22 protein-coding genes are annotated in these 25,778 nt (G+C 58.6%); 16 read left to right on the top strand and 6 right to left on the bottom strand.

The window, feature by feature from the left end; all coding sequences use genetic code 11:
* The first annotated feature begins 34 nt into the window (after window positions 1-34).
* Both lysS and ACXM2N_RS10160 read left to right on the top strand, forming a co-directional pair.
* Window positions 35-1,615 (top strand): lysine--tRNA ligase, encoded by a 1,581-nt coding sequence (gene lysS, locus ACXM2N_RS10165; RefSeq protein WP_458488356.1) that lies wholly within the window; start codon window positions 35-37, stop codon window positions 1,613-1,615.
* A 103-nt stretch (window positions 1,616-1,718) separates the two neighbouring features.
* Window positions 1,719-2,180: a DIP1984 family protein gene (locus tag ACXM2N_RS10160; RefSeq protein WP_458488354.1), complete on the top strand. Its 462-nt coding sequence runs from the start codon at window positions 1,719-1,721 to the stop codon at window positions 2,178-2,180.
* 313 nt (window positions 2,181-2,493) lie between these two features.
* Here the strand turns inward: ACXM2N_RS10160 and ACXM2N_RS10155 are convergent, their stop codons facing one another.
* Entirely contained in the window at window positions 2,494-3,630 is a 1,137-nt protein-coding gene (locus ACXM2N_RS10155; protein WP_458488352.1) for an HNH endonuclease signature motif containing protein, read from the bottom strand.
* A gap of 238 nt (window positions 3,631-3,868) precedes the next feature.
* Between ACXM2N_RS10155 and ACXM2N_RS10150 the strand changes: the two genes are divergently transcribed.
* The 6 genes from ACXM2N_RS10150 (at window position 3,869) to ptsP (ending at window position 13,594) form a co-directional block, all read left to right on the top strand.
* Entirely contained in the window at window positions 3,869-5,389 is a 1,521-nt protein-coding gene (locus ACXM2N_RS10150; RefSeq protein ID WP_458488350.1) for an MDR family MFS transporter, read from the top strand.
* A 337-nt stretch (window positions 5,390-5,726) separates the two neighbouring features.
* Window positions 5,727-8,387, top strand: a complete 2,661-nt coding sequence (locus ACXM2N_RS10145) for an ATP-dependent Clp protease ATP-binding subunit (protein ID WP_458488348.1) — start codon at window positions 5,727-5,729, stop codon at window positions 8,385-8,387.
* Between the two features lie 299 nt (window positions 8,388-8,686).
* The gene (locus ACXM2N_RS10140; protein WP_458491132.1) at window positions 8,687-10,732 is read left to right on the top strand and encodes a glucose PTS transporter subunit IIA; all 2,046 of its coding nucleotides are present in this window, start codon (window positions 8,687-8,689) and stop codon (window positions 10,730-10,732) included.
* Window positions 10,733-10,773: 41 nt separating this feature from the next.
* Complete coding sequence (locus ACXM2N_RS10135) at window positions 10,774-11,607, top strand: PRD domain-containing protein (protein WP_458488346.1); 834 nt, start codon at window positions 10,774-10,776, stop codon at window positions 11,605-11,607.
* Window positions 11,608-11,628: 21 nt separating this feature from the next.
* A complete protein-coding gene (locus ACXM2N_RS10130; protein WP_458488344.1) occupies window positions 11,629-11,901 on the top strand; it encodes an HPr family phosphocarrier protein in 273 nt (90 codons plus the stop codon).
* A 4-nt stretch (window positions 11,902-11,905) separates the two neighbouring features.
* Window positions 11,906-13,594: a phosphoenolpyruvate--protein phosphotransferase gene (gene ptsP / locus ACXM2N_RS10125; RefSeq protein ID WP_458488342.1), complete on the top strand. Its 1,689-nt coding sequence runs from the start codon at window positions 11,906-11,908 to the stop codon at window positions 13,592-13,594.
* 64 nt (window positions 13,595-13,658) lie between these two features.
* Here the strand turns inward: ptsP and ACXM2N_RS10120 are convergent, their stop codons facing one another.
* Window positions 13,659-14,972, bottom strand: a complete 1,314-nt coding sequence (locus ACXM2N_RS10120) for an alpha/beta fold hydrolase (RefSeq protein WP_458488340.1) — start codon at window positions 14,970-14,972, stop codon at window positions 13,659-13,661.
* Between the two features lie 159 nt (window positions 14,973-15,131).
* On the opposite strand from ACXM2N_RS10120, the gene ACXM2N_RS10115 reads away from it, so the two are divergent.
* Complete coding sequence (locus ACXM2N_RS10115) at window positions 15,132-15,305, top strand: DUF4236 domain-containing protein (protein WP_458488338.1); 174 nt, start codon at window positions 15,132-15,134, stop codon at window positions 15,303-15,305.
* A gap of 3 nt (window positions 15,306-15,308) precedes the next feature.
* Here ACXM2N_RS10115 and ACXM2N_RS10110 read toward each other — a convergent pair whose 3' ends face one another.
* Window positions 15,309-16,247, bottom strand: a complete 939-nt coding sequence (locus ACXM2N_RS10110; RefSeq protein ID WP_458488336.1) for an A/G-specific adenine glycosylase — start codon at window positions 16,245-16,247, stop codon at window positions 15,309-15,311.
* A 187-nt stretch (window positions 16,248-16,434) separates the two neighbouring features.
* Between ACXM2N_RS10110 and ACXM2N_RS10105 the strand changes: the two genes are divergently transcribed.
* Both ACXM2N_RS10105 and ACXM2N_RS10100 read left to right on the top strand, forming a co-directional pair.
* Window positions 16,435-17,055, top strand: a complete 621-nt coding sequence (locus ACXM2N_RS10105) for a carbonic anhydrase (RefSeq protein ID WP_458488334.1) — start codon at window positions 16,435-16,437, stop codon at window positions 17,053-17,055.
* Between the two features lie 95 nt (window positions 17,056-17,150).
* Window positions 17,151-17,855 (top strand): hypothetical protein, encoded by a 705-nt coding sequence (locus ACXM2N_RS10100; protein ID WP_458488332.1) that lies wholly within the window; start codon window positions 17,151-17,153, stop codon window positions 17,853-17,855.
* Window positions 17,856-17,912: 57 nt separating this feature from the next.
* Here ACXM2N_RS10100 and radA read toward each other — a convergent pair whose 3' ends face one another.
* Together radA and ACXM2N_RS10090 are read right to left on the bottom strand one after the other, a co-directional pair.
* Window positions 17,913-19,322 carry a DNA repair protein RadA gene (gene radA / locus ACXM2N_RS10095; protein ID WP_458488330.1) on the bottom strand — a complete coding sequence of 470 codons (1,410 nt, stop codon included), beginning with the start codon at window positions 19,320-19,322 and terminating at the stop codon, window positions 17,913-17,915.
* 199 nt (window positions 19,323-19,521) lie between these two features.
* A complete protein-coding gene (locus ACXM2N_RS10090) occupies window positions 19,522-20,100 on the bottom strand; it encodes a hypothetical protein (protein ID WP_458488328.1) in 579 nt (192 codons plus the stop codon).
* A gap of 447 nt (window positions 20,101-20,547) precedes the next feature.
* On the opposite strand from ACXM2N_RS10090, the gene ACXM2N_RS10085 reads away from it, so the two are divergent.
* The 5 genes from ACXM2N_RS10085 (at window position 20,548) to rlmB (ending at window position 24,833) form a co-directional block, all read left to right on the top strand.
* Window positions 20,548-21,135 (top strand): CarD family transcriptional regulator, encoded by a 588-nt coding sequence (locus ACXM2N_RS10085; protein WP_458488326.1) that lies wholly within the window; start codon window positions 20,548-20,550, stop codon window positions 21,133-21,135.
* A gap of 74 nt (window positions 21,136-21,209) precedes the next feature.
* Window positions 21,210-21,965 (top strand): 2-C-methyl-D-erythritol 4-phosphate cytidylyltransferase, encoded by a 756-nt coding sequence (ispD, locus tag ACXM2N_RS10080; RefSeq protein WP_458488324.1) that lies wholly within the window; start codon window positions 21,210-21,212, stop codon window positions 21,963-21,965.
* On the top strand, window positions 21,952-22,440 hold the full coding sequence (ispF, locus tag ACXM2N_RS10075) for a 2-C-methyl-D-erythritol 2,4-cyclodiphosphate synthase (RefSeq protein WP_458488322.1): 489 nt from the start codon (window positions 21,952-21,954) through the stop codon (window positions 22,438-22,440). Before ispD ends, ispF begins: the two co-directional genes overlap by 14 nt.
* 39 nt (window positions 22,441-22,479) lie before the next feature.
* Complete coding sequence (cysS, locus tag ACXM2N_RS10070) at window positions 22,480-23,874, top strand: cysteine--tRNA ligase (RefSeq protein WP_458488320.1); 1,395 nt, start codon at window positions 22,480-22,482, stop codon at window positions 23,872-23,874.
* A gap of 14 nt (window positions 23,875-23,888) precedes the next feature.
* A complete protein-coding gene (rlmB, locus tag ACXM2N_RS10065) occupies window positions 23,889-24,833 on the top strand; it encodes a 23S rRNA (guanosine(2251)-2'-O)-methyltransferase RlmB (protein WP_458488318.1) in 945 nt (314 codons plus the stop codon).
* Window positions 24,834-24,886: 53 nt separating this feature from the next.
* On the opposite strand, the gene ACXM2N_RS10060 is transcribed toward rlmB, so the two are convergent.
* Window positions 24,887-25,723 carry an alpha/beta hydrolase family esterase gene (locus ACXM2N_RS10060; protein WP_458488316.1) on the bottom strand — a complete coding sequence of 279 codons (837 nt, stop codon included), beginning with the start codon at window positions 25,721-25,723 and terminating at the stop codon, window positions 24,887-24,889.
* Window positions 25,724-25,778: the final 55 nt, after the last annotated feature.

Here is a 25,778-nt window from a genome sequence, read left to right as displayed (position 1 = left end):
GATTTTTGCCCTCGATGGCGTATTCTTATTCACCGTGACTGATCAGAAGAAGACCCCAGCAAATGACGTACCTGAGCAGCTGCGCATCCGTCGTGAGAAGCGCCAGAAGCTGATTGACAACGGCGGCCAGGCTTACCCTGTCTCCGTTGACCGCACCATCACCATTTCTGAGCTGCGCAAAAAGTTCGTTGTTGTCCCTGAGGGTGAGGAACCTGCAGGTGACGAGGGCGTTACCTACCTCCGTGCCGGCGATGAGACCGAGGTAGAGGTTGCCATCGCTGGTCGCGTCATCTTCGTACGCAACACCGGTAAGCTGTGCTTCGCCGCCATCCAAGAGGGCAACGGCACCCAGGTTCAGGCAATGCTGTCCCTTGCCGTCGTGGGTGAGGAAGCTCTGGCCGCCTGGAAGTCCGATGTGGACTTGGGCGACATCGTTTCCATCCGCGGCAAGGTCATTGCATCTAAGCGCGGCGAGCTCTCCGTCATGGCGCAGATGTGGCAGATGGCGTCCAAGGCGCTTCGCCCACTGCCAGTGGCTTTCGCCGACATGGCCGAGGACACCCGCGTGCGCCAGCGCTACAACGATCTGATCGTTCGTGAAGACGCCCGCAAGAACGCCATGACTCGCATCAAGGCCATCCGCGCGCTGCGCCGCCACCTAGAAGATGAGGGCTTCAACGAGATCGAGACCCCAATGCTGCAGACCTTGCACGGCGGTGCGGCAGCGCGACCATTCGTGACGCACTCCAACGCGCTGGACATTGACCTCTACCTGCGCATCGCGCCAGAGCTATTCCTGAAGCGCGCCGTTGTGGGCGGCATTGACAAGGTATTCGAGATCAACCGCAACTTCCGCAACGAGGGCATTGACAAGTCCCACTCCCCTGAGTTCGCGATGCTGGAGATCTATGACGCATACGGTGACTACAACACCATTGCCAAGACCATCCGTGAGGCAATCCAGGCCGTAGCAGTAGCCGTTGCTGGCTCCACCACCGTCACGCTTGCCGACGGCACCCAGTACGACCTTGGTGGCGACGAGTGGCCAGAGATCGAAATGTACCCATCTCTTAACGAGGCACTGGCCCGCAAGTTCCCAGGCCAGCCTGAGGTCACGGTGGACTCCACCGTCGACGAGCTCAAGGAGCTCGCCAAGGTAGTAGGCCTTGACGTTCCTAAGGACGGCGGCTGGGGCCACGGCAAGCTGGTTGAGGAAATCTGGGAGGTCCTGTGCGAGGACCAGCTGGAGGGCCCAATCTTTGTCAAGCACTTCCCAGTAGAGACCTCCCCGCTGACCCGCGATCACCGCGAGCTTCCTGGCGTGGTGGAGAAGTGGGACCTCTACGTGCGCGGCTTCGAGCTGGCAACCGGCTACTCCGAGCTGGTCGACCCAGTGATCCAGCGCGAGCGTTTCGAGGACCAAGCTCGACTGGCTGCTAACGGCGATGACGAGGCCATGGTTTTGGATGAAGAATTCCTCGCGGCCATGGAACAGGGTATGCCTCCTACAGGCGGCGCTGGCATGGGCATCGACCGCCTGCTCATGGCGATCACCGGCCTGGGCATCCGCGAGACCGTTCTGTTCCCAATTGTGAAGCCAGAACAAAAGGGCTAAAGCGTGCACATTGCTCCTCATCCACTACGGATGGGGAGCATTTTTTGCTGTGTAGGTGGTAGAACTGGAGGAAAAGAACAACACAGAGGAGGTGTGTGACCACATGTTACTTGCGGAAGCTCTAGCAGAGCGCGCCGAGGCACAGAACAGGCTGCTACGCCTGACGGAACGGCTGAAGGCGGTTGCCCGAATCCAAGAAGGTGACGTTCCGGACGAGGATCCCCAAGAATTGCTGGATGAGGTTGCCGTGCTCTACACCAAGGTGGAGGACCTGATCCGCCGCATCAATGCGACGAACACCGCCACCATGTTCGATGATGAGCTCACGCTTACCGATGCAATTGCTAAGCGCGATGTTGCCCTGCAGCGTCGCCGCTTCTACACCAACTTGGCTGATGCCGCCGGCACCCGCCAAGACCGGTTTTCCCGTTCCGAGATCAAGTACGTCTCTACCGTGGACGTGAGCGATCTGCGCGCTAAAGCAGATCAGGCAGCAAAGGACTACCGCCTGCTGGATACCCGAATCCAGCAGCTGAACTGGTCCACCGAGCTGCAAACTAGCTAGCCAAAGTTGGTAACTGCACGGAAGCCACGCTGTGTTCGGCCGAGTATCAGACCGGCTCACCTCGGTTTGATTAGGTGAGGATCATGGCGCCTTGGTGGTGAGAAAAGGCAGAAGGGTTCGACTCTCTTCACAGCACTCCTCTCACCTGCATGGTGTACATGGGCACATGCCGAAAGGCATTATTGGGTATAACTCACTACCGCGATACTGGGAACTGGCGTAGCTTGTGCGGTGAGGGCGGGACAGGGGACTTTTAGGCAGCACTTCTAGCCGTTGGACCACCATGGTTCAACGGCTGTTGTGCGTTACGGGCTTAGATCAAGCGGTCTTCTTCTTTCAAGATGTGCATGGCTCCGTACATGGCGCGTGGGTGGGTGTTGATCTGGGGCTGGGCGCCTTTCCACGTGCCTAGTTTCATGGGTTTGCCGTTATGGCGAATGATGCGGCCGTGGAGGGGTTTATCGGGATCATCATCGTTTCTTCCGTTGCATCGAGCACAGAGAAGCGTGGTGTTACTTTGGTTGGTTTCGCCACCGTTTTTCCACGCAACGATGTGGTGGATCTGGGTGCGTTCAGCGGGCATGCCGCAACCTGGGGTGGCGCAGCACATGGTTTCTGCGGTGGCTAGGATTTTCATGGGCAGGTTGGCGGTTCGGGAGAATCGGTGTAGCTCAATAGGTCCTAGGGTTTCGTGGAATAGCCCGGCCATGATTTCGCAGAACTCGAGCTGGTTGAGCAGCTGTTGGCCGGTGATGACGGTGCCGTCGGAGCAGCCAAAGGTCAGGTGGTTGCCTTTACCTTTGATCACCTGGGTAGCGGCACTGATGCTGGCGGTGATCACGAGGATGGTGCGCGGGGTTTTACGGGTTGGCGCACCGTCTTCGGTGTCATCGACTGCGCTTTGGCCCTGGAGGAATTTCAAGAACGCTTCGCCTTCTCCCTCACGGAACGTCTTTTCTTTGTCTACGTTGTCTTGGTACTGGGCGCGCGTTGCGTGGAATTGGTCCGTGGGGATGACGTAGGTGCCCCGCGTCATGCCGTCAGGGCCGGAGGTGAAAGTGTGGGAAATGGCCCTGGGTGGGGCAGGCTCAGCCAATTCCTGTACCAGTTTCTTGCCCACTGCGTTGATCTCTTTGTCTGATGCTGTCATGCTCACCAGCTGGTTCCATACTCTCCAGCGGTCTTTTTCGTTGGGGAGTGTGCGGGCGTGCTTGTTAATGATGGCGAGCGTAGTCCACGCGTGCTGGTTGGTTTCCGCCAGCTCAACCACCACGCGTTGCCGCGAGGTGAACTTGGTGCGGCCGAAGAGGACCTTGCCCAATTGGGTGAGGGTCTTGATATCGCCGGTGCTGAGGATTTTGGGGAATCTATGCCTGGGCAGGCCATGGGCCTGCCTGATCAAGGCGATCCCTTGCCTGTCGATAGTGCGCAGCGTGCTCATGATATCCATGGGCATCAGCGTAAGGATCGGGCAAGCCCCGATCACGTATCCCTCACAATTCCTGTGGATAACTCGCAAGTTGTTGACGTTTCAACAAAAAAGCTGTGGATAACCAGTGACGGCAAGGCGGGGGAGGTGGGTGGTGACCTCGCTATAGCGGGCACCGGTATCCGTATTATTGGGAAAAATTAATGAAAAGGGATAGTATTTTCTAGTTTTTGAATCAGAGTTGAGGAAGAGGGATGCGATGATTGGGCCGAGCGAAGAAAATGACAAGAAGGCAAGCAAAGACGCGCCTGAGGTTCTGTCAACTGAGTCCAAGATGGTGCTTGTAGTCCTCATTGCAGCAGCTACCATCATGATTCTGAATGAGACAGTGCTATCCACGGCACTGCCGTCCATCATGGAGGACTTTCAGATTGAAACCTCCACCGCACAGTGGCTGACCACCGGTTTCCTGCTCACCATGGCTGTGGTCATCCCAACCACGGGCTACTTGCTGCAGCGCTTTAGCACCCGCCAGATCTTTACCGCGGCCCTGGGTGTGTTCTTGGCCGGCACCTTGGTGGCGGCCATTGCCCCGGCCTTCCCGGTGCTGCTCGGTGGCCGTGTGCTGCAGGCGGCCGGCACGGCGCTGGTGTTGCCTCTGTTGATGACCACAGCGATGACCGTCGTCCCGCCAAAGCGACGCGGTTCCATCATGGGTCTGATTTCGATCGTGATTGCGGTGGCGCCAGCGCTCGGACCAACACTGTCTGGCGTTATTCTTCAGCACTTCACCTGGCACTTCCTGTTCTGGTTTATGATCCCGCTGGTAGCCATCGCGCTCATCGCGGGCCTGAAGCTGGTATCCAACATTGGTGAGCAGCGCGTTATCCCGCTGGACTTCATCTCGGTGGTGCTTTCCGTGATTGCGTTCGGCGGTCTGGTGTACGCACTGGGTTCCTTTGAGAAGGCGCTGGAACAAGGCAACTTTGTGGTGCTCGCCGTTGGTGTCATCGGTGTCATTGCCTTGATTGTTTTTGTGATGCGCCAGCTGAAGCTTGTCAAGGAAGACCGATCCCTTCTGGATCTGCGTACCTTCAAGGTTCCAAGCTTCCGCTACTCCATCATTGCGATGCTAGTCATGTTCGGCCTGTTCATTGGCCTGGTTACCGTCATTCCAATCTTGCTGCAGAACGCCCTGATGGCCGCACCAGTTGTGTCCGGCCTTGCGGTGATGCCAGGCGGTCTGCTGCAGGGTCTGGCCGCGCCATTCGTTGGTCGTATTTATGACAAGGTTGGCCCTCGCCCGCTGTTGATCCCGGGCTCCATCATCATCTTCCTGGGCGTCACCGGAATGTGGTGGGTATCCCGCGACATCCACGCGTGGGACGGCAAGGAATACTTTGGCGTCTCCGGCGCGGTCTTTGTTGTTGCGGTTCTGTTCGCTGTTCTGGCCATCGGCCTTGCCCTGGCAATGACTCCGCTGATGACCACGGCGCTGGGCGGGCTTCCACAAAACCTCTACGGTCACGGTTCCGCAATCCTCAACACCCTTCAGCAGCTGGCTGGCGCCACCGGCACCGCGCTGCTCGTTGCGGCCATGACCTTCACCCTCAACAGCAAGCAGTCCGCAGGTGAGGTGCTTTCCGACGCCACCGCCTCCGGCGCGGCCTCCGCGTTCCTTTTGGGCATGGCCTTCGCGGCCCTGGGCATCCTGGTGAGCCCACTGGTGAAACTGGATAAACCAAAGGTGCGCACGACGCATTCCTCTGATCCCGTGTAAGGATCACTGAGTGCGCAGGTTGGGCTAGTTTTAACGGCTCCACCTGCGCCTTTTTTCGTATCTGGGCCAATGCAGCTGGATCTGGAAAAAGAAACGCAGTGGATGCGGGCGGTATACCTCCGCGCCGCGCGCGACGCGTCCACCCCGTGAACAACGCTTATCTGGGCGCTGTTCGCTACCGGCGTACAGCTCCAATAATGGCCATTAACCTGCGCAAATACAGTGCTTTGTGGGGTGGTTCGCTACTGGTAAGGGCGGATCGGGCAATGAAAGGTCTCATGCGCGCGTTAGAGTGGGTGAAACTGAAACAAACTTAACTATTAGCTAGAGGTGTCACATGTTCGAGCGGTTTACCGATCGTGCTCGTCGCGTCATCGTCCTTGCACAGGAAGAGGCGCGTGGGCTTAACCATAATTACATCGGCACCGAGCACATCCTGCTCGGCCTTATCCATGAGGGTGAAGGCGTTGCTGCCAAGGCCCTCGAGTCCATGGGCATCTCCCTTGAGGCAGTGCGCCAAGAGGTAGAAGAGATTATTGGCCACGGCTCTGAGCCACCAGTGGGCCACATTCCATTTACTCCGCGCGCCAAGAAGGTGCTTGAGCTTTCCCTGCGTGAGGGCCTGCAGATGGGCCACAAGTACATTGGTACTGAATTCCTTCTGCTCGGCCTCATTCGTGAGGGTGAGGGCGTAGCTGCTCAGGTTCTGGTTAAGCTTGGCGCTGACCTGCCACGCGTACGCCAGCAGGTTATCCAGCTTCTCTCCGGTTACGAGGGCGGCCAGGACAACCCTGAAAACGATGCCAACAACGGCCCAGTTGGTGCTGGTACCGGTGGCAACCCATCCGGCTCCGGCCTCGGTGGTGGCCGTGGTGGACGCTCCGGCGGTGCTGGTGATCGCTCCAACTCTCTGGTCCTAGACCAGTTCGGCCGCAACCTGACCCAGGCTGCCAAGGAGGGCAAGCTGGATCCAGTGGTCGGTCGTGAGCAAGAGATCGAACGCATTATGCAGGTGCTGTCACGTCGCACCAAGAACAACCCTGTTCTTATTGGTGAGCCTGGTGTGGGTAAGACCGCAGTTGTTGAGGGTCTGGCACTGGATATTGTCAACGGCAAGGTCCCTGAGACCTTGAAGGACAAGCAGCTGTACTCCTTGGACCTTGGTTCCTTGGTTGCGGGTTCCCGCTACCGCGGTGACTTTGAGGAGCGCCTGAAGAAGGTTCTCAAGGAGATCAACCAGCGCGGTGACATCATCCTCTTCATTGATGAGATCCACACCCTGGTGGGCGCTGGTGCCGCAGAGGGTGCCATCGATGCAGCCTCCCTGCTGAAGCCAAAGCTTGCTCGCGGCGAGCTGCAGACCATTGGTGCAACCACTTTGGACGAGTACCGCAAGCACATTGAAAAGGACGCCGCGTTGGAGCGCCGCTTCCAGCCTGTGCAGGTTCCAGAGCCGTCCGTTGAGCTCACCGTGGAAATCCTGAAGGGTCTGCGTGACCGTTACGAGGCTCACCACCGCGTCTCCATCACCGATGGTGCTTTGACGGCAGCGGCTCAACTATCTGATCGCTACATCAATGACCGATTCCTGCCAGATAAGGCGGTTGACTTGATTGACGAGGCGGGCGCCCGCATGCGCATCAAGCGCATGACCGCACCTGACTCTATCCGCGAGGTTGATGATCGCATCGCTGAAGTCCGTAAGGAAAAGGAAGCTGCGATCGACAACCAGGACTTTGAGAAGGCAGCAGGTCTGCGCGACAAGGAGCGTCAGCTGAACGAGGAGCGCGCCGAGAAGGAAAAGCAGTGGCGTTCCGGCGAGCTGGAGGACATTGCTGAGGTAGGCGAGGAGCAGATTGCTGAGGTTCTGGGTAACTGGACCGGCATCCCTGTATTCAAGCTCACTGAGGAAGAGTCTTCTCGTCTGCTCAAGATGGAAGAAGAGCTGCACAAGCGCATCATCGGTCAGGAAGACGCAGTCAAGTCCGTCTCCCGCGCGATCCGCCGTACCCGCGCTGGCCTCAAGGACCCACGACGCCCATCCGGCTCCTTCATCTTCGCTGGTCCGTCCGGTGTTGGTAAGACCGAGCTGTCCAAGGCGCTGGCTGAGTTCCTCTTCGGTGAGGATGATGCTCTGATTCAGATCGACATGGGCGAGTTCCACGATCGTTTCACCGCATCTCGTCTGTTCGGTGCGCCTCCGGGATACGTGGGCTATGAGGAGGGTGGCCAGCTGACTGAGAAGGTTCGCCGCAAGCCGTTCTCTGTTGTTCTTTTCGACGAGATCGAGAAGGCACACAAGGAGATTTACAACACCTTGCTCCAGGTGCTCGAAGATGGTCGCCTCACTGACGGCCAGGGCCGCGTGGTGGACTTCAAGAACACCGTTCTGATCTTCACCTCCAACCTCGGTACGCAGGACATTTCCAAGGCCGTGGGTATGGGCTTCAGCTCCGTCGGGGAGCAGGACGCCGATGGCCAGTACGAGCGCATGAAGAACAAGGTGCACGATGAGCTGAAGAAGCACTTCCGCCCTGAGTTCTTGAACCGTATCGATGACATCGTGGTCTTCCATCAGCTCACCCAGGAGCAGATCGTGGAGATGGTGGACCTACTCATTGGCCGCGTTGCTAAGGCGATGAAGCTGAAGGACATGGACATCGAGCTCACCGAGAAGGCTAAGAACCTCCTGGCTAAGCGTGGCTTCGATCCAGTCCTAGGTGCTCGTCCACTGCGCCGTACCATCCAGCGTGAGATCGAGGACGTTCTGTCTGAGAAGATCCTCTTCGGTGAGGTCGGCTCCGGTGACGTGGTCACCGTCGATGTTGCTGACTGGGATGGAGAGTCTAAGGAAACCGATAAGGCGTCCTTCACCTTCACCCCATCACCAAAGCCACTGCCTGACCTTGGTGAGGAATCCGAGGACGTGCAGGACGCTCAGCAGGCTGTCATCGATGCAGCTGATGAGGGCGTTGAGGTTCCTGAGGAAGAGAAGTAATTACAACTTCCTGTAAGGGAGGACACGGGCTACACCGTGTCCTCCCTTCTTTTGCTAGCGGCGTCAGTAGTGCGGCGTGGGATATGAAACTAGTCACTGATGAAGCGTTTGTGGTTGAACATCACGCTGAATCGGTTTAGGGTTAAAGGTATCTACAACAACTTCAGGGTTGTTACTCTTTCTTTGAGGCAAGACCTGAGGCTGAATGTTCATTACACGTGTGTAGTGAGCACTTCAGCCTCAGGTCTTTTGTCATTTCTGGGAAAGAATCACAGCCCGAACACGAGAAAGGGGCAACGATCATGGCTCAGGCGTTGACCACCACCGCTGAGGAGATCTTGGCGGGCATTGGCGGTCCATCCAATATCGTTTCCATGACCCACTGCGCTACGCGACTGCGGTTTGAGCTGGCGGATTCTAGCCGCGTGGATAAGCAAGCGCTGGACTCCATTCCCAAGGTCATGGGTGCTGTTCCGCAGGGCGGGAACCACTATCAGGTTGTGATTGGCGGCGACGTCGCCAACGTGTACAACGCTATGCAGAACCTGCCGGAAATGCGTTCCACCGAAAGCGCCGTTCGCAGCAACGATGATGTGAAGGCCGAGCAGCGCGCTAAGGCTCAAGGCAAGCTCCCATGGATGGACGCCTTCTTCGAGTACCTGTCTGACTCCTTCCGCCCTATCCTTGGCGTTCTGCTGGGTGCGTCGTTGATCATTGCATTCGCTGCTGTGATGGACGCTTTTGGCGTGCAGGACTTCCGCGCGGAGGAGAAGCCAGCATCCTGGCTGTTTGTGGATGCGATGTGGAACAGCGTGTTCTACTTCCTGCCAGTCATGGTCGCCTACAACGCGGGCAAGAAGCTGCGCATTGACCCGTGGGTCACCGGCGCAATCATGTTTGCCCTGCTTACCCCAGATTTCATGGGACTCAGCGAGAACGTGGCTGCAACCTGCACCACCAATGAGGCGCTAGGCACTGAGACCTGCTCCATTTCTATCTTTGGCATGACCATGCTGCTGCAGGGCTACGGCGGCAACGTCTTTGTTCCGCTGATGATGGCTGTTGTTGCTGCGCTGGTGTACAAGGGCTTCCAGAAGATCATTCCTTCTGCCGTTCATATGGTGTTCGTACCGTTCTTCACCCTCGCCATCATGATCCCCGTGACGGCCTTCCTGATTGGCCCAGCCGGCGTGTGGATGGGTAACACTATCGGCACCGGATTGTCGTGGATGAATGACAACGTTCCGTTCATTTTCGCCATCGCTATCCCAATGCTCTACCCATTCCTGGTGCCACTTGGTCTGCACTGGCCGCTGAACGCTTTGATGCTGGTCAACATTCAGACCTTGGGCTATGACTTCATCCAGGGCCCAATGGGTGCGTGGAACTTCGCCTGCTTCGGCGCTACCGCTGGTGTGCTGATCGTGTCCATGCGTGACCGCGATCCTGAGATGCGCCAGACCTCCGCGTCTGCACTGGCAGCTGGCCTGTTCGGAGGTATCTCCGAGCCTTCCCTGTACGGTATCCACCTCCGCTTCAAGAAGATCTACCCACGCATGCTGGTTGGCTGCTTCGCCGGTGGTTTGACCATCGCCCTACTGACCCAGCTGGGCATGGCTGACGGCGGCGTCAAGACGGACGCATTCGTTTTCACCTCTCTGCTTACCACCATCGTGTTCCAGCCAATCTGGGTTTACGTGATCGCCATCGCCGTGGCGTTCATCATCCCAATGGTGCTTATTGCCGTCACTGACTACCGCACGCCGGAAGAAAAGGCCGAGGCACTGCAGCGCGCACGCGCTGCTCAGGAGGCCAAGGAGGCCGAAAAGGAGCAGGAAGCGGGGGTTGGTGCGGCGCCTGCCGACGTCGACAAGAACTCAGATTCAACCGTGGCCGCTCCGATCGCTGGCGCGATCGTGGACATGCAGGAGATCAAGGATCCCGTGTTCTCATCCGGCGCCCTGGGCTACGGGCTGGGAATTGTTCCTCGTGACAACGCGGGCGTAGAGACCGTGGTTGCGCCGGTGACTGGCACCGTTGCCACCGTGGCTAAGACGGGGCACGCTTACGGCATCAAGACCGATGACGGAGTGGAGATCCTCGTGCACGTGGGCATCGACACGGTCAAGATGAAGGGTGAAGGATTCGCCCCAGCCGTGGAGAAGAAGCAGCGGATCACCGCCGGTGAGGCTCTGGTGAACGTGGACTTCGCCGCTGTCCGCCAGGCGGGTTACGACACCACCGTGGTCATGACCGTGACCAACTCCAAGCAACTGGCCAACGTGGAGCGCATTGCTGATGGCACAGCTCACACCGGCGTGGCCGTGCTGAGCGTAGATAAGTAACCTTGTAACGAACCACAAACACGTGAGGAGGTGACCAGCGCATGAAGATCCTGAGGGTATTCAACAACAACGTGGTGCTCGCCCGCCAAGGTGACAGGGAAGTGATTGTCACCGGCCGCGGCATTGGCTTCCAAGCCAAGCAAGGCCAACAAGTTGATGCTGACAAGATTGGCAAGGTGTTCGTGCCCGCCGACGGCCGCGACCCAGACCACCTAGCCGCAATGCTGGCTGAGATCCCAGGACGCTACATCCGCATCGTCACCGAATCACTGGCAGAATCCGGCGTGGAGGCCGAGCGCCAGGAAAAACTCACCCTGGTGGTAGCTCTCGCGGACCACATCAGCGCCGCAATAGACCGAGCCCAACACGGCAACTTCATCGAGTACCCACTCAAAGCAGAAGTCCAACACCTCTACGCCGAGGATTTTGCCCTAGCAGGCAGTCTATTCGCCGCCGTCAACGCCCGCCTCGATGTGCCACTGCCTGAGCAAGAAGTGGTGGCGTTAACCCTCCACCTAGTCAACGCGGGTTTTACCTCCGGCGACCTGTCCTACACCTACACCATGACCGGGCTGATCCAGCAGATCCTCTCCATTGTGGGTGGCTTTTACAAGCGGGAGCTAGACACCAGCGAGGTGTCCGTGGGCAGGTTCATCACTCACCTGCGTTACCTGTTTGTCCGGCTCCAAAACACCAACCAACTAGACGGCGAGCACACCGCGGTGGGTGAGGCCATCATGGCCAGCTACCCCGATGCCGCGGAGTGCGCCCGCACACTTGCCACCATCATCGAACTGCGCTTTGACCAAGTGCTCTCTGACGACGAGGTGGCCTACCTAGCACTACACATTGCTCGTCTGAGCAACCAACTATAGAAATTAAGGAACCTACATATCATGTTGAACCGTACCGCAACCGTTGCATCCTCCGTTGGCCTGCACGCTCGCCCTGCCGCAACCCTCGCCGCAGCTGCTGCAGAATACGATGACTTCGAAATCACCCTCACCTTCGACGGCGAGGAAGCTGACGCAGCCTCCGCGCTCGAGATCATGTCCCTCGGCGCCGAGCACGGCGATACCGTAGAGGTCTCCGTAGACGAGGACTCCCCTGAGGCCCAGGCCGCGCTTGATGAGGTAGTACGTCTCATTGAGTCCGATCTGGACGCCTAGACCAATGAGTGAAAACAGGGAAGTACTACACGGAATCGGCGTCTCCATTGGTAACGCCGCCGGCCCCGTGGCCACTGTTCGCCCAGCTATTGGTGTTGACACCACCGAGCCTGCCTGCGTAGACGTAGACGCAGACAAGGCCCGGGTGCAGGACGCTTTGGCGCAGGTGGTAGCCGGGCTCACCGCCCGCGCCGCCACCGCCCCCGCTGCCAGCAAGCCCATCCTAGAGGCCACCGCGCAGCTGGCGGGTGACCGTGGCCTGCTTAAAGCCGTGGTCAAGGAGCTGAAGAAAGGCACCGGCGTAACGCAGTCCGTGCATGACGCTGTGGAGGTGTATGCCAACAAGCTACGCAAGATCGGCGAATATATGGCCGAGCGCGTCACAGATTTGTACGACATCCGTGACCGCGCCATCTCCCGCCTGCGAGGCGTACCGGAACCGGGCATCCCGCAGCTGGATCGGCCGGCCATCATCGTGGCCCATGACCTAGCGCCTGCGGAAACCGCAACGCTGGATCCAGCCTATGCCCTAGGCATCATCACCGCGGCTGGTGGTCCTACCAGCCACACCGCAATTCTGGCTTCACAGCTGGGAATCCCCGCGGTGGTGAAGGCCGCAGGCATTCTGGACAAGGTGGCCAACGGGACTCAACTCGCCCTCGATGGAGGAGTGGGTGAGGTCATCATTAACCCCACCGACGACGACGTAGCCGCACTCGAGGAGAGGGCGCAGCGCCGGGAGAAAGCTCTGGCTGGCTCCACCGGCGCCGGTGAAACTCGCGACGGGCGAAAGGTCAAGCTCCTCGCCAACATTGGCACGGCGGCAGACGCACACAAGGCTGCTGACTGCGATGTGGAGGGCTCCGGCCTGTTCCGAACCGAGTTCCTGTTCCTGGATCGAGACAGTGCTCCGAGCCTAGAAGAACAGACCACCACCTACACCGAGGTGCTCACTGCGTTTGGTGACCGCCGCGTGGTAGTACGCACCGTGGACGCAGGTGCCGATAAGCCGTTGAGCTTCGCTGACCTGGGCGAGGAAGAAAACCCGGCGCTTGGGCGCCGCGGCCTGCGCCTATCCCAGGCGCGTGAAGACCTGCTCACCACCCAGCTGGAAGCGCTCGCATCCGCGCAGCGCGCGACCGGCGCGGACTTGTGGGTCATGGCTCCCATGGTGGCAACCGTGGAGGAGACACACTGGTTCGTAGACAAGGCCAAAGCCTGCGGCCTGCCCAAGGTGGGCATCATGATTGAGACTCCGGCATCAGCCATCCGCGCGCACCAGGTGCTGTCAATTGCGGACTTCGCCTCCATTGGCACCAATGACCTGAGCCAATACACTATGGCGGCCGACCGCATGCAGGGTGAGCTTTCTCATCTCCTGAGCCCATGGCAGCCAGCCGTGCTCTCCATGATCAAAGCAGCCTGCGACGGTGGCGAGGCAACGGGGAAGCACATTGGCGTATGCGGTGAGGCTGGCGGTGACCCACTGCTGGCGCTGGTGCTGGTGGGCCTGGGCGTGTCCTCGCTGTCCATGGCGCCCACCAAGGTGCAGGCAGTACGTGCAGCGCTGCGTGTCCATGATTTCACCACGTGCCAGCAAATGGCCGCTTACGCGTTGGCATCCTGGACGGCCGCGGAAGCACGCGAAGCGGCCTTGAAGATCGCTGATCCGATGCTCAAGGATCTTCTCTAAGGCGCGAAACTTTCACCTTTGCGGCCGAAACCGCCAGCTTTATTGGCGATTTTCGGCCCAAAGGTTAGAGTTTGGCGCAGTTGTCTGGCGCAGTGGTGCCGTTGAAGCGGCCCTGCAGCCAGTTCGCCGCCCCTAGGAACATCTCCGGCAGCGGCGCTGCGTGGCCAATGACGGCCTTCTTGGATGGATCAATGCCCTGGTAGTTGAACTCGTGGAAGTACACCGGCTGATCAGTGTTTTCGCAGAAATCCTTAGCCATCTGCTTGGCCTGAGCAAATGGGATGATGTCATCGGTGCGGTTCTGGTACACCACCAGCGGTGCGTTGAGGTCCTTGAGACCAAGGCGCTGATCCGCAACGGGGTTCCTGAAGCGCTCGTCGCGCTGGATAAGATCCTTGAAGGATTCGCCAGTCTTGGTCAAGCTACTGGACTTCTGGAAACCCCACTTAGCAATGCTTTCTCCAACGCAGCTGTTGCGGTTGTCCGCCAAGAATTGCTTACCCCGCGCGTTGAGGTGATCGTCCACCGCTGCGCGCATTTCTGGGTACCGCTCCACCAAGCCGTTGAGTGCGTATCCAAAAACGCCAAAGATTGCGGAGCCGTCGACCTGGGGCAGGGTAGCAATGAGGTCAGCAGGTGGCGCGCCAGCTGCCGTGCCCTTGACGTTGAGCTCGGGGGCGTACGTCGAAGCGGCCTCACCCGCTGCGACAGCAGCACCGCCGCCCTGTGAGTAGCCGGTGAATGCCACAGGGGAATCAGGTGCGGCGCCAGATGCCGCGAGTGCCGCGCGCGCACCGTCCAACGTGGCGTGCGCCTGGTCATCGCGGTTCATGTAGGTATGCACACCTGGGGTTCCCAAGCCGATGAAGTCCACGATGAATACACGGATGCCCTTCAGGGCCAGTGCCTGGGCGATAGTTCCCTCATACCTGTTGACGGCGGAAATAGGATCAGTGCCCAGTTCCGGAATGTTCCAGAAGCTGCGGCTGGCTGCGCATTTATCGGCCTGGCCGCGGGTACCCGGAGTCACCACCACCGTAGGTGTTGGTCCCTTGCCCTGCCACTTGACGGCAGGCTGAATCACCATGCCGGTGGCCTTGACCTTCTCACCGTGCTGGTTGGTTGTGGTGAAAAGAAGCTTCTCTGCGTAGCCGGGGAGGTCTGGGCCGAGGATGTTGAGCAGCTGCGGTGCAGGGGTGCGCTTCAGCACGGTGCCGGGAGCGCCGAACTGGGCCGGGTCAGTTGGGGTAGACACAAAGGCCTCGGCGGCTGATGGTGGCAGGCTGGACTGCGCGGAAGCTGGGGCCGTTGCCAGGGACAATGACAATGCGGAGGCCGCGACGGCGGCGGTGACTTTTGACAGAGAAGTGAGCTTCATGGCCATACTTTCTTAGGTTTGGTGAACAAACAGTGTGACCGAGTATAAACCAAAAGCCGCCCTAAATGTGACCCAGATTACTATTTGGCGCAGAAGGGGGTGGCTAGATCCTGTACGATCGAATGTCGAAACCCAGTACAAAACACAAAAAGGACGGCTATGGGAATTCAGTTCCGCAACCGCAAAAAATTAGGCAAAAACAGCTGGATCAACTTCTCCGGCTCCGGCGCATCCCTATCCACCAAGATTGGCCCGCTCACCCTCAACTCCCGCGGCGGCCTGTGGGTCAACCTTCCCGGAGGGTTGAGCTACCGCGGGCGCTGGAAGAAGTAACAACTACGGCAACGCCACGTGGCCGTTCGCATCCTGTATGGCTAAGCCATCCTCCAGCAGCGAGAACAGGGCCCGCGACAGCTGGGCCGGATCCTGCGGCCACACCGCCTCAATATCAGGCATCGCCACCGGTGACGTGGCGTCACGCAGTACAGCCATGATCTTGCCGCGTACCTGGCGATCTGTACCGGCAAACTTCTGCACGCGTTTGCGTGCCTTATCTTGTTCGGCCTCGCTGGGCGCGGGGCGCCCCAGGCGCTGCCACGTGCAGGCGTCGATAAGCGGACAAGAAGCACAATCCGGCTTGGTAGTGCACACCAAAGCGCCCAGCTCCATGATCGCAACCGACCACTGCGCGGCCACCTCTGGGGACTCAGGCAGCATGGACTCCACCAGCGCCAGCTCACGCTTAGAAGCGGCGGGTGGCAAAAACTTGCCGTCCACCAAGCGCCCGTAGGTTCTGCGCACGTTGGTATCCACCACCGGCACCCGCTGGCGGTAAGCAAAGGCCGCAACTGCCCGGGCCGTGTAATCCCCAATACCGGGCAACGCCAGCAGCGCCGGCACGGATTCCGGGACCTCACCACCATGCTTATCCACAATCGCCTGCGCGCACTCCTTGAGCCGCAGTGCGCGCCGGGGATATCCGAGTTTGCCCCATGCGCGTAACACATCCGCGGTATCCGCAGCCGCGAGATGCGCTGGCGTGGGCCACGTGTGCATCCACTCAATCCATGACGGCTCCACCCTCTTCACGGGCGTCTGTTGACTCATGACCTCGCTGAGAAGCACACCCCACGCGGACGTTTCAGGTGTCCGCCACACAATTGTGCGGGCGTTATCCGCGTAGAACTTAAGCAATGCGGGGGTAATGACTGCGGAGAACTCCGCGCGCTCAGCATCTGTGCTTGGGTTCACCGGGGCAGTAGAAAGATCGCTCATAGTTGGTGCTCATTGTATCCGCACTCCTGCATTGTTTGCCTACTCGGCCACTGCCCCCGAATATCCAAAGCTTTCCCGCTGAATGTGTAGACGATTGTTGTTTTCATCTGGGGATATTTACCCCTTATTCGGGCAATAAATGTCACAAATTAGGAGACTTCACAAGTGAAGGTGCGACAATAAAACCATGCATAGAATTACAGAGCGCAACCCAAAGCTAGTGTGGGAAGCACTGCTGGAAGGTAACCAGCGCTTCGCAGAAGGTAAGCCACTTCGTCCAAATCAAGACGCCCAGCGCCGCGCTGAACTCACCAAGGGTCAAACCCCACGAGTGTGCGTCTTTACCTGTGGTGACTCCCGCGTCCCAGCCGAAATTCTGTTTGACGCTGGCCTGGGTGACATCTTTGTTATCCGTACTGCAGGCGAGATCGTTGACTCCGGCGTCATGGCCAGCCTCGAATACGCCGTGCTGAGCCTAGGCGTTGAGGTGGTTGTGGTCCTCGGCCACGAAAGCTGCGGCGCGGTTCGCGCAGCAACTGATGTGCTCAACGGCGAGGGCGAAGTCCCAACGGGCCACCAGCGCACCATCGTTGAGCAGATCACCCCATCGATTCTGGAGGCGCGCTCCAAGGGTAAGAACCACACGGATTCCTACGAGCGCTACCACGCTGACGCCGTTGGTCAGAAGATTATGTGGCTGTCTTCTCGGATCAAGAAGAAGGTAGAAGAAGGCACCACCGCTTTGGTATCTGCCCGCTACTGCCTGTCTGACGGCAAGGTCCAGACCGTGAGGACGTACGGCATTTAACCTTAAAAAAGGGCATTCAAGGGAGCTTATTTCCGTGTTAGACACACCGGTTAAGCTCCCTTAATGTATCCGCGGGCTGTTTTAGGCTGGAGTTCGTGGACACTAACTCAAAGAACAATAAACCTGGTTCTGCCGGCCGCCGGCATCCGCAGCAGGTGTACTACCAACGCCGCCGTGCAGCGGCCGTGGTAGTGCTCGTGGTGCTTGCCCTTCTGCTGGTGTGGATTCTCAGTTCCCTCGGTGGAAACAATGAGGAAAACACGGCCCAAGTAGCAGAAACCACCACCTCAAAGCCGGCCGAGGTAACTACGTCCGAGGTCACATCGGAAGCCAAGCCAGCTCCGTCGTCTGCGGCAAAGCCGGCGGAGAAGTCGGCGGCGGAAAAGACCACCTCAGCGAAACCTAAGGACTCCTGCACCATTGATGACTTGGTAGTCAGTGCTCGCACGGACCAGCCAAACTACGGCGAGGGCATTCTGCCAACGTTCTACATGACCATTGAGAACCCAACTGCGGTGGACTGCATTATTGACTTCACTGAGGCCACCCCACGCTTTGAGGTGTACAACCTCACCAGCAATGAGCGCATGTGGGCAGACATTGACTGCAACGACTCCGTGGGAGAAGGCGAGCAGACCATTCCGCCAGGGGAAGAGCGTTTCTACCAGGCAACGTGGTCTCGAACCACCTCGGCGCCGGAGCGGTGCGAGGATCGCCAGCGAGTAGAGCCGGGTAGCTTCTACCTCCACACCGTGGTGGGCAACAACGCTTCCCAGCCTGCAACATTTAATCTCAGGTAAAACTACGCTACGTTACTGTCCACACCCGAGGGCCCAGCTGACGCTGGGCCCTTTTGCTTAGCTGAGGGTGATAGACAGGGCTTCGCGGATGTCCGCTACCTGCATAATCTTCATGCCCTGGAGCTCACTGAGCTTGTAATCACCCTGCGGGATGACGGCCTTCTTGTATCCCAGCCGTGCGGCTTCTGCGAGCCGGCGCTCGAGGTTGGGGACCCGCCTGATCTCGCCGGCGAGACCAACCTCGCCTACCACTACGGTCTTTGGTGGGAGGGCCTTCTTAGCCATGGCGCTGGCGGTGGCCAGCGCCACCGCCAAGTCAGTGGCGGGCTCACCAACCTTCATGCCGCCGACGGTGGCCACATAGACCTCTGAGGTGTGGGTGCGTCGGCCAGCGCGCGCAGATAAGACCGCCAGGACCATGGGAACCCTAGTAGCGTCCAACCCCGTGACCGCGCGGCGCGGGTTCTTTGACTCCGTGGGGACCACCAGCGACTGCACCTCGGCCAAGATCGGGCGTACCCCATCCATGGCCACCGTAACAGCGGTGCCGTCCGGCGTGGAGCCCCGATGGGAGAGGAACAGCCCGGATGGATCAGGGACCTCCTTGATACCGTCCGATTGCTGTTCGAAACACCCCACCTCATCAGTAGCGCCAAAGCGGTTCTTAATGCCGCGCAGCATGCGGAGGCTGGAGTGACGATCTCCCTCAAAGTGCAAGACAACATCGACCAAGTGCTCGAGCACACGGGGGCCCGCCACGTTGCCGTCCTTGGTCACGTGACCGACCAGCAAAATGGGAATACCCGTGCTCTTGGCCAAGGTGGTCAGTGCTGCTGTCACGGCGCGCGACTGTGCCACGCCACCAGCCACGCCCTCCACGCCCGCTGCGTGCATGGTTTGTACTGAGTCCACAATCAGAAGGCTTGGCTTCAGCTGATCAACGTGGCCAAAAACGACGTCCAGATTGGACTCAGAAGCCAGGAAGAGGGTTTCCTGAAGTGCGTCAGTCCTCTGCGCGCGCATGCGCACCTGACCAGCGGACTCCTCCGCGGTGATGTAGAGTGCCGTGCGGTTTTTGCCCGCGTTTTTGTCATCCGCCTGCTGCGCCCACCTGCTTGCGACCTCCAGCAGCAGGGTGGATTTACCCACACCAGGCTCGCCCGCGAGCAGAACCACAGAGCCGGGGACAATGCCCTTGCCGAGTACGCGGTCCAGCTCACCGATGCCGGTGGTCAGCGCGGTAGCTATAGCGGGATCAATGCGGGTGATTGCCTGCGCGGGTGAGGTGGGGGCGAGGCCTGCGGGTGCTACTCCGGTGGCGATGGCAGTAGCAGCGCCACCCTTTTCCGCCTGCTTTTTCTCCTCCATGCTCCCCCACGCGCCACACTCAGGGCAGCGGCCAAGCCACTTGGGGGAGGAGTAGCCGCACTCGTTGCAGCTATGGATACTTCGCACTTTCTTTGCCATGGACAACACACTAGACCATGGCTGAGACATGGGTAGTCTTGAGCCTCACAACCTTGTGAAACGGCCGCCGGATAGTTGAGATTAATCTCAAAAAACCACTCGTTGCGCGCACCGCCATCGGGGATGCGTTAAGGGGCGGCACCACACGTGGTACCGCCCCTTAGCGATCTGGAAGAGTTTTTAACCCCTTAAAAAGGAATTAGTGAGAGTCGTGGGAGCGCTCTCCAACAACACGATCAACGGTGCCGGACTCGTAGACTGGCTCGGAGATGGTTGCAACGACGTTGATCTCGCCGTCATCGAAGTTGAAGGTAACGTCCTTGTTGCCGCCAACTGCCAGGCCGGTGTTGGGCAGAGAGGTTGCAACGTAGTTGATGCAGCCAGCTTCAGCCTGAGGGAAGCGATCCAGCTCAGCCTGCAGGTCAGCAACGAGGGAGCAGTTGGACTTGATGGTGGTATCACCATTGAGGGTTACGGTCTCGCCATCAACGGTAACGGAACGCAGGTTGTGGTCCTTGTTGGTGTTGTCCTGGTTAACAGCAACGAACTTCAGGCCTGCCTGGCCTTCCTTGTCCACGTGAACGGTTACGTCACGAACAACTACAGTGTTGCTCTCGGTGGCAGCCTCAGCGCCGTCAACAGCAGCAACCTGGCTAGAGGTCTGAGTAATCTGGCCGGCAGAGCAAGATGCCAGAGCCAGTGCGGAAACTGCGGCTACAGAGATCAGCGCGCCACGGCGAGCGGTGGCCTTCAGGGACTTCACGTGTTCGTCCTCCATCGGGTTTAGAACTTCGGGGTTAAAAATTCATGTGACTGCGAGTAATCGTACCGATCCCGAAACTACAAGATCGGTCAAAAACAAGTCAGATTTTCTTTTTATACTCTAGTATCTTCCGTTACCGTCCACACACTTGATAGTTGATTCAATTTTCCAAACGGGGGGAATCTTTAGGCGCATAGTAACGCCGTTACCAAGTTGGGTGTCTGTGCTTCACATTTTGAATCTGTGCAGGTGAAAGCGGGTTGCTTGGATGGTGGTGTAATAAGGCGCCGGTATTCGACTGCATAAAAGGTGTGCTGTTTCACACTGGATCTTGGCTGTTTTTTCGTGTCGTGATGCCTGATTCGGGGTGGAAAGTGTTTGCCCGCCGCCCACGGCGTCACTGCAGGTGGGGTCCGTGATAGAATGGCGGAGATTGACTGAAATTTGTTTCAAGGAGTGTAGATGGAATTCAAGGTCGGCGATACCGTCGTTTACCCACATCACGGCGCGGCTGTAATCGAGGCTATCGAACAGCGTGAGATGGGTGGCAAGACCTTGGAGTACTTGGTTCTCCAAATCCACCAGTCTGATCTCGTGGTCCGCGTTCCATCCAAGAATGCTGAGCTCGTTGGCGTGCGCGACGTCGTGGGTGATGAAGGCCTACGCAAGGTTTTCGGCTTCCTGCGTGAGACGGATGTTGAAGAGGCTGGCAACTGGTCTCGCCGCTTCAAGGCTAACCAGGAGCGTTTGGCCTCTGGTGACGTGAACAAGGTGGCAGAGGTCGTTCGTGACCTGTGGCGTCGTGATCAGGGCCGTGGTTTGTCTGCCGGTGAGAAGCGCATGCTGGCTAAGGCACGTCAGGTGCTCGTTGGCGAGCTTGCATTGGCCGAGAATGTGGACGATGAGAAGGCTGACAAGCTCCTTGCTGAGATCAATGACACCATCGAGCGTCACCGCGCTGCTGGTCCAGACAAAGAGGAAGAGAAGAAGGACATCGATATGGATGTCGATCTGGACGATCTCAACTTTGACGATGATGACGAGGATTAATCCTTAATTGTTTAACGCCCCGTGCGCCAGAATAAGCTTGGTGTGTGGGGCGTTTTCCTATGAAAGGTAGCAATGTGAGTGGTACTTCCCGTCGTGTAGTGGCGCTGGTGGCGGCTGCTGGCCAGGGCACACGCCTGGGCGCTGATATTCCTAAGGGCTATGTTCCATTGCGCGGTCGCCCGCTGGTGGTGCGGAGCGTTCAGGCGATGATTACGTCCGCCGTGGTGGATGAGGTTATTGTGCTGATCAGTCCGGACATGGAAGATTACGCCCGCATGATTCTGGAGAAAGAGGACCTGCTGAACGCGGAGATCCCAGTGCGCCTTGTTCACGGTGGCGGTGAACGCGCGGATAGCGTGTATGCAGGTTTGAAGGCTATTGATGCCGAGGATGCCGTGGTGTTGATCCATGACGCGGCGCGTGCGCTTACCCCGCCGGGGATGATCGCACGCGTTGCCCGCGCGGTGCTTTCTGGCCAGCGTGCTGTGATTCCGGTGCTCCCAGTGGCAGATACCATCAAGGTGGTGGACGCCCACGGCGTAGTGAAGCACACGCCGCCGCGCGCTGACCTGCGCGCCGTGCAGACGCCGCAGGGGTACAGCTTGGCTGCCTTGCTGGAAGCCAATGAGAAGTACTTCGAGTTGGACGATCCAGACTTTGTGGCCACAGACGATGCCAGTTTGATGGAGTGGTTCGGCGCGACAGTGCACTGCGTGCAGGGAGACCCGATGGCCTTCAAGATCACCACTCCCATTGATTACGCCCTGGCCAAAGCCGTGACGGATGAGGCCGAACCAACGATTTTTGAGGTGCCAGATGTCAAACCCTAACCAGCCCATTATTCCGCGTGTAGGTATCGCCACTGATGCCCACCAGATTGAGGCTGGCAAGCCGTGTTGGATTGCCTGCCTGGAGTTCGAGGGGGTTGACGGTTGTGAGGGGCACTCCGACGGCGATGTTGTCGCACACGCGCTTGTCGACGCCCTCCTGTCCGCATCCAACTTGGGGGACTTGGGATCGTTCGTGGGGGTAGGGCGCAAGGAGTACGACGGCGTAGCAGGCTCCCGCCTGCTCCGAGAGTGTCGTGAACTGCTTGAGGCCAATGGTTTCACCATTGGCAACGGTGCAGTGCAGCTGGTGGGGCAGAGCCCCAAGATGGGGCCGCGGCGCGAGGAAGCGGAGCGGGTTATGAGCGAGATCTTGGGCGCGCCAGTGTCCGTATCCGCAACCACAACTGATCACTTGGGATTCACCGGACGCAGGGAAGGCCGAGCTGCCGTTGCCACTGCTGTGGTGTGGAAGTAAGTGTAGGGAACTTCACGCACATCAGTTAGACTATTGGGCGTGAGTTTACGCATATTTGATACCGGTTCCAGGTCCCTTCGAGAGTTCACGCCACTGCGCGACGGACATGTTTCGATTTACCTGTGTGGCGCTACGCCACAGACCTACCCGCACATTGGTCACGTCCGTTCCGGTGTTGCTTTCGACATTCTGCGTCGTTGGCTTATGGCCAAGGGCTATGATGTCGCATTCGTGCGAAATGTCACGGATATCGATGACAAGATTCTCAACAAGGCGGCGGAAAATGGTCGCCCTTGGTGGGAGTGGGTTTCTACTTTCGAGCGTGAGTTCACCAAGGCCTACAACACCCTTGGCGTACTTCCTCCATCCGTAGAGCCACGTGCCACGGGCCATGTCACTCAGATGGTTGACTACATGCAGCGTCTGATTGATAACGGCTTTGCCTATGCCGCAGAAGGCAGCGTTTATTTTGACGTGGCCGCGTGGAACGCTGCGGAGGGTTCTGATTATGGCTCCCTCTCCGGCAACCGCGTGGATGAGATGGAGCAAGGCGAAACGGAAAACGCCGGTAAGCGCTCAGCATTGGACTTTGCGCTGTGGAAGGCGGCAAAGCCGGGTGAGCCTGGTTGGCCAACTCCGTGGGGCTTTGGCCGCCCAGGGTGGCACCTTGAGTGCTCTGCGATGGCCACGTGGTACTTGGGAGAAAAGTTCGACATCCACTGCGGCGGATTGGATCTGCAGTTCCCTCACCATGAGAACGAGATTGCACAGTCCCACGCCGCCGGCGATGGCTTTGCCCAGTACTGGATGCACAACCACTGGGTAACCATGAGTGGCGAGAAGATGAGCAAGTCTTTGGGCAACGTGTTGTCCGTGCCTAACATCCTCACCATGGTCCGCCCTGTAGAGCTGCGCTACTACCTGGGTTCTGCTCACTACCGTTCCATGCTGGAGTACTCCGAGGACGCCTTGAAGGAAGCTGCTGCAGGATACCGTCGCATCGAGGCGTTCTTGGCCAAGGTGGGCGACGTTGAGGTTGGCGAGCCAACGGAGGAATTCGTTGCCGCGATGGATGATGACATTTCCGTGCCTAAGGCTCTGGCTGCCATCCACAACGCCGTGCGCGCTGGTAACACCGCACTGGCTGCCGGCGACAAAGCAGCTGCTGAGAAGATCGCGTCCTCCTTGCGTGCCATGACCGGCGTGCTGGGAGTAGACCCGCAATCTGAGCAGTGGTCAGCTGACGCTGCCACTGGAAATGATGAAGCCCTTGACGCTTTGGATGTTCTGGTCAAGGCGGAGCTGGAGCGCCGCGCGCAGGCTCGTGCTGAGAAGGATTGGGCAACCGCGGATGAAGTTCGCGATCGCCTCGCTGCCGCAGGCATCACCGTGACCGATACAGCTGATGGCCCACAGTGGTCACTAAATAACTAAAAGAGGAAAACTTTATGGCTGGTAATGACCCAAAGCGCCCAGGACTGCGCAAAACCAATAAGAAGGGTGCACAGAAGGGTTCCGGCGGTGAGCGTCGCCGTGGACTCAGAGGTAAGGGGCCAACGCCTAAGGCTGAGGACCGCGTCTATCACGCAAAATACAAGGCAAAGCTGGAGCGCCAGCGTCGTGATCGCGGCCGCCACGTTAAGGAAGAAACCACCGAGCTCGTAGTGGGACGCAATCCGGTGGTGGAGTGCTTGAAGGCTAAGGTGCCTTCTACCGCGCTGTACATTGTTGCTGGTACCGGCAATGACGATCGTTTGTCCGAGGCAGTGGCTATTGCCAACGCGCGATCCATCCCAGTGCTAGAGATTCAGCGCCACGAGATGGATCGTATGACCGGCAACGGCATGCACCAGGGCATTGGCCTGCAAATCCCGCCGTACAAGTACACCGAGGTTCATGACCTGATTGGCAACATTGCTGATTCCGGTGAAAAGGGCATGGTTGTCATCTTGGATAACATCACGGACCCTCGCAACCTCGGCGCCGTTATTCGCTCCGTTGCGGCGTTCGGCGGTCACGGCGTGGTGATCCCGGAGCGTCGTTCCGCATCCGTTACTGCCGTTGCGTGGCGTACCTCTGCGGGCACCGCAGCGCGCTTGCCGGTTGCCAAGGCAACCAATATCACCCGTACCGTCAAGGAGTTCCAGCGCAACGGTTACCAGGTTGTTGGCTTGGATGCCGGCGGTGAGCACACCCTCGATTCCTACAAGGGTGGCACTGACCCAGTGGTTATTGTGGTCGGCTCTGAGGGCAAGGGCATTTCCCGCCTGGTTCGTGAGAACTGCGACGTAATCATGTCCATCCCAATGGCGGGCTGGGTTGAGTCCCTCAACGCCTCCGTTGCCGCGGGCGTGGTTTTGAGCGAGTTCGCCCGTCAGCGTCGCGCACACTAGTAGCCCAACTTTCAATGGCTCTACCTTCTACCAAGGTGGAGCCATTACATGTTTTAAGTCACGTGCCCTAAGAAGAAATCACCAATGACGTCCGCGGCCACAATCAGTGTGGTGGCGGGGCCAATGTGCGGGGAGTCAATGGTGTTATGGGTAGGCACAACATGGCCCACACCATCCATCACTATGGCTCGCACTGGGGCGGGGCCGGTGTAGTCGATCTGAAAAATGGATTGAGTGTCATTGTGAGCCAGTAAAGTGCGGTTCGCGTAGTCGCAGCCATTCTTTGTGGCGTAGTACTCCACCGTTTCGGTGAATCCCATGACTTCGCCACGGGATTTCTCTGCACGCGGGCCGGCCTGGCCGCCGTCGAAGGGCACAAGCTTGTCTAGAGTGCCATGCATGAAAAGGAGCGGGGTAGTTGAGTATCCGGCCGGATCCGAGAGGAAGTTGTTTGCCTCCGGCTGAGTGGCAGCGATCAAGGCTGCGCCGTTTATCTTCCTGCCCAGCTCGTGCAAGAGGCGGAGCACCATCTGGCCGCCATTAGAGTAACCCGTCAGGTACAGCTCGCCGCCGTCAACCTGATGCCGATCAATAATCGAGCTGATAAAGCTCACATCGTCCGTGCCCAGCGCACGGGTCTTTTCCGGGAGGGTGGCGCGAGAGTCATTCCAGTGCCGTGCCACGCCGTCTGGGTAAATGACAACAAAACCTTTGGACGCGAAGTGATCAAAGGTGTGATCCGTGAACCGCCTAGCAACGTTGCCGGATTGGGTAGATCCGTGAAGAAAGAAGAACACACCCCGCACATGGCCTTCGGGCTCAATCGCGATGTACTTCCTCGTCACACCGTCGACGCAGATGCTGTAGCGAGAAGGCTTGATGTCTACCATGTGCGTGCGTTCTGGTCCTTTCTTCTGCCCGTGATGAAACACTTCCCAAAATCAT

This window comes from Corynebacterium sp. ZY180755, from assembly GCF_054331495.1.
This window is presented reverse-complemented; position numbering and strand designations above follow the sequence as displayed.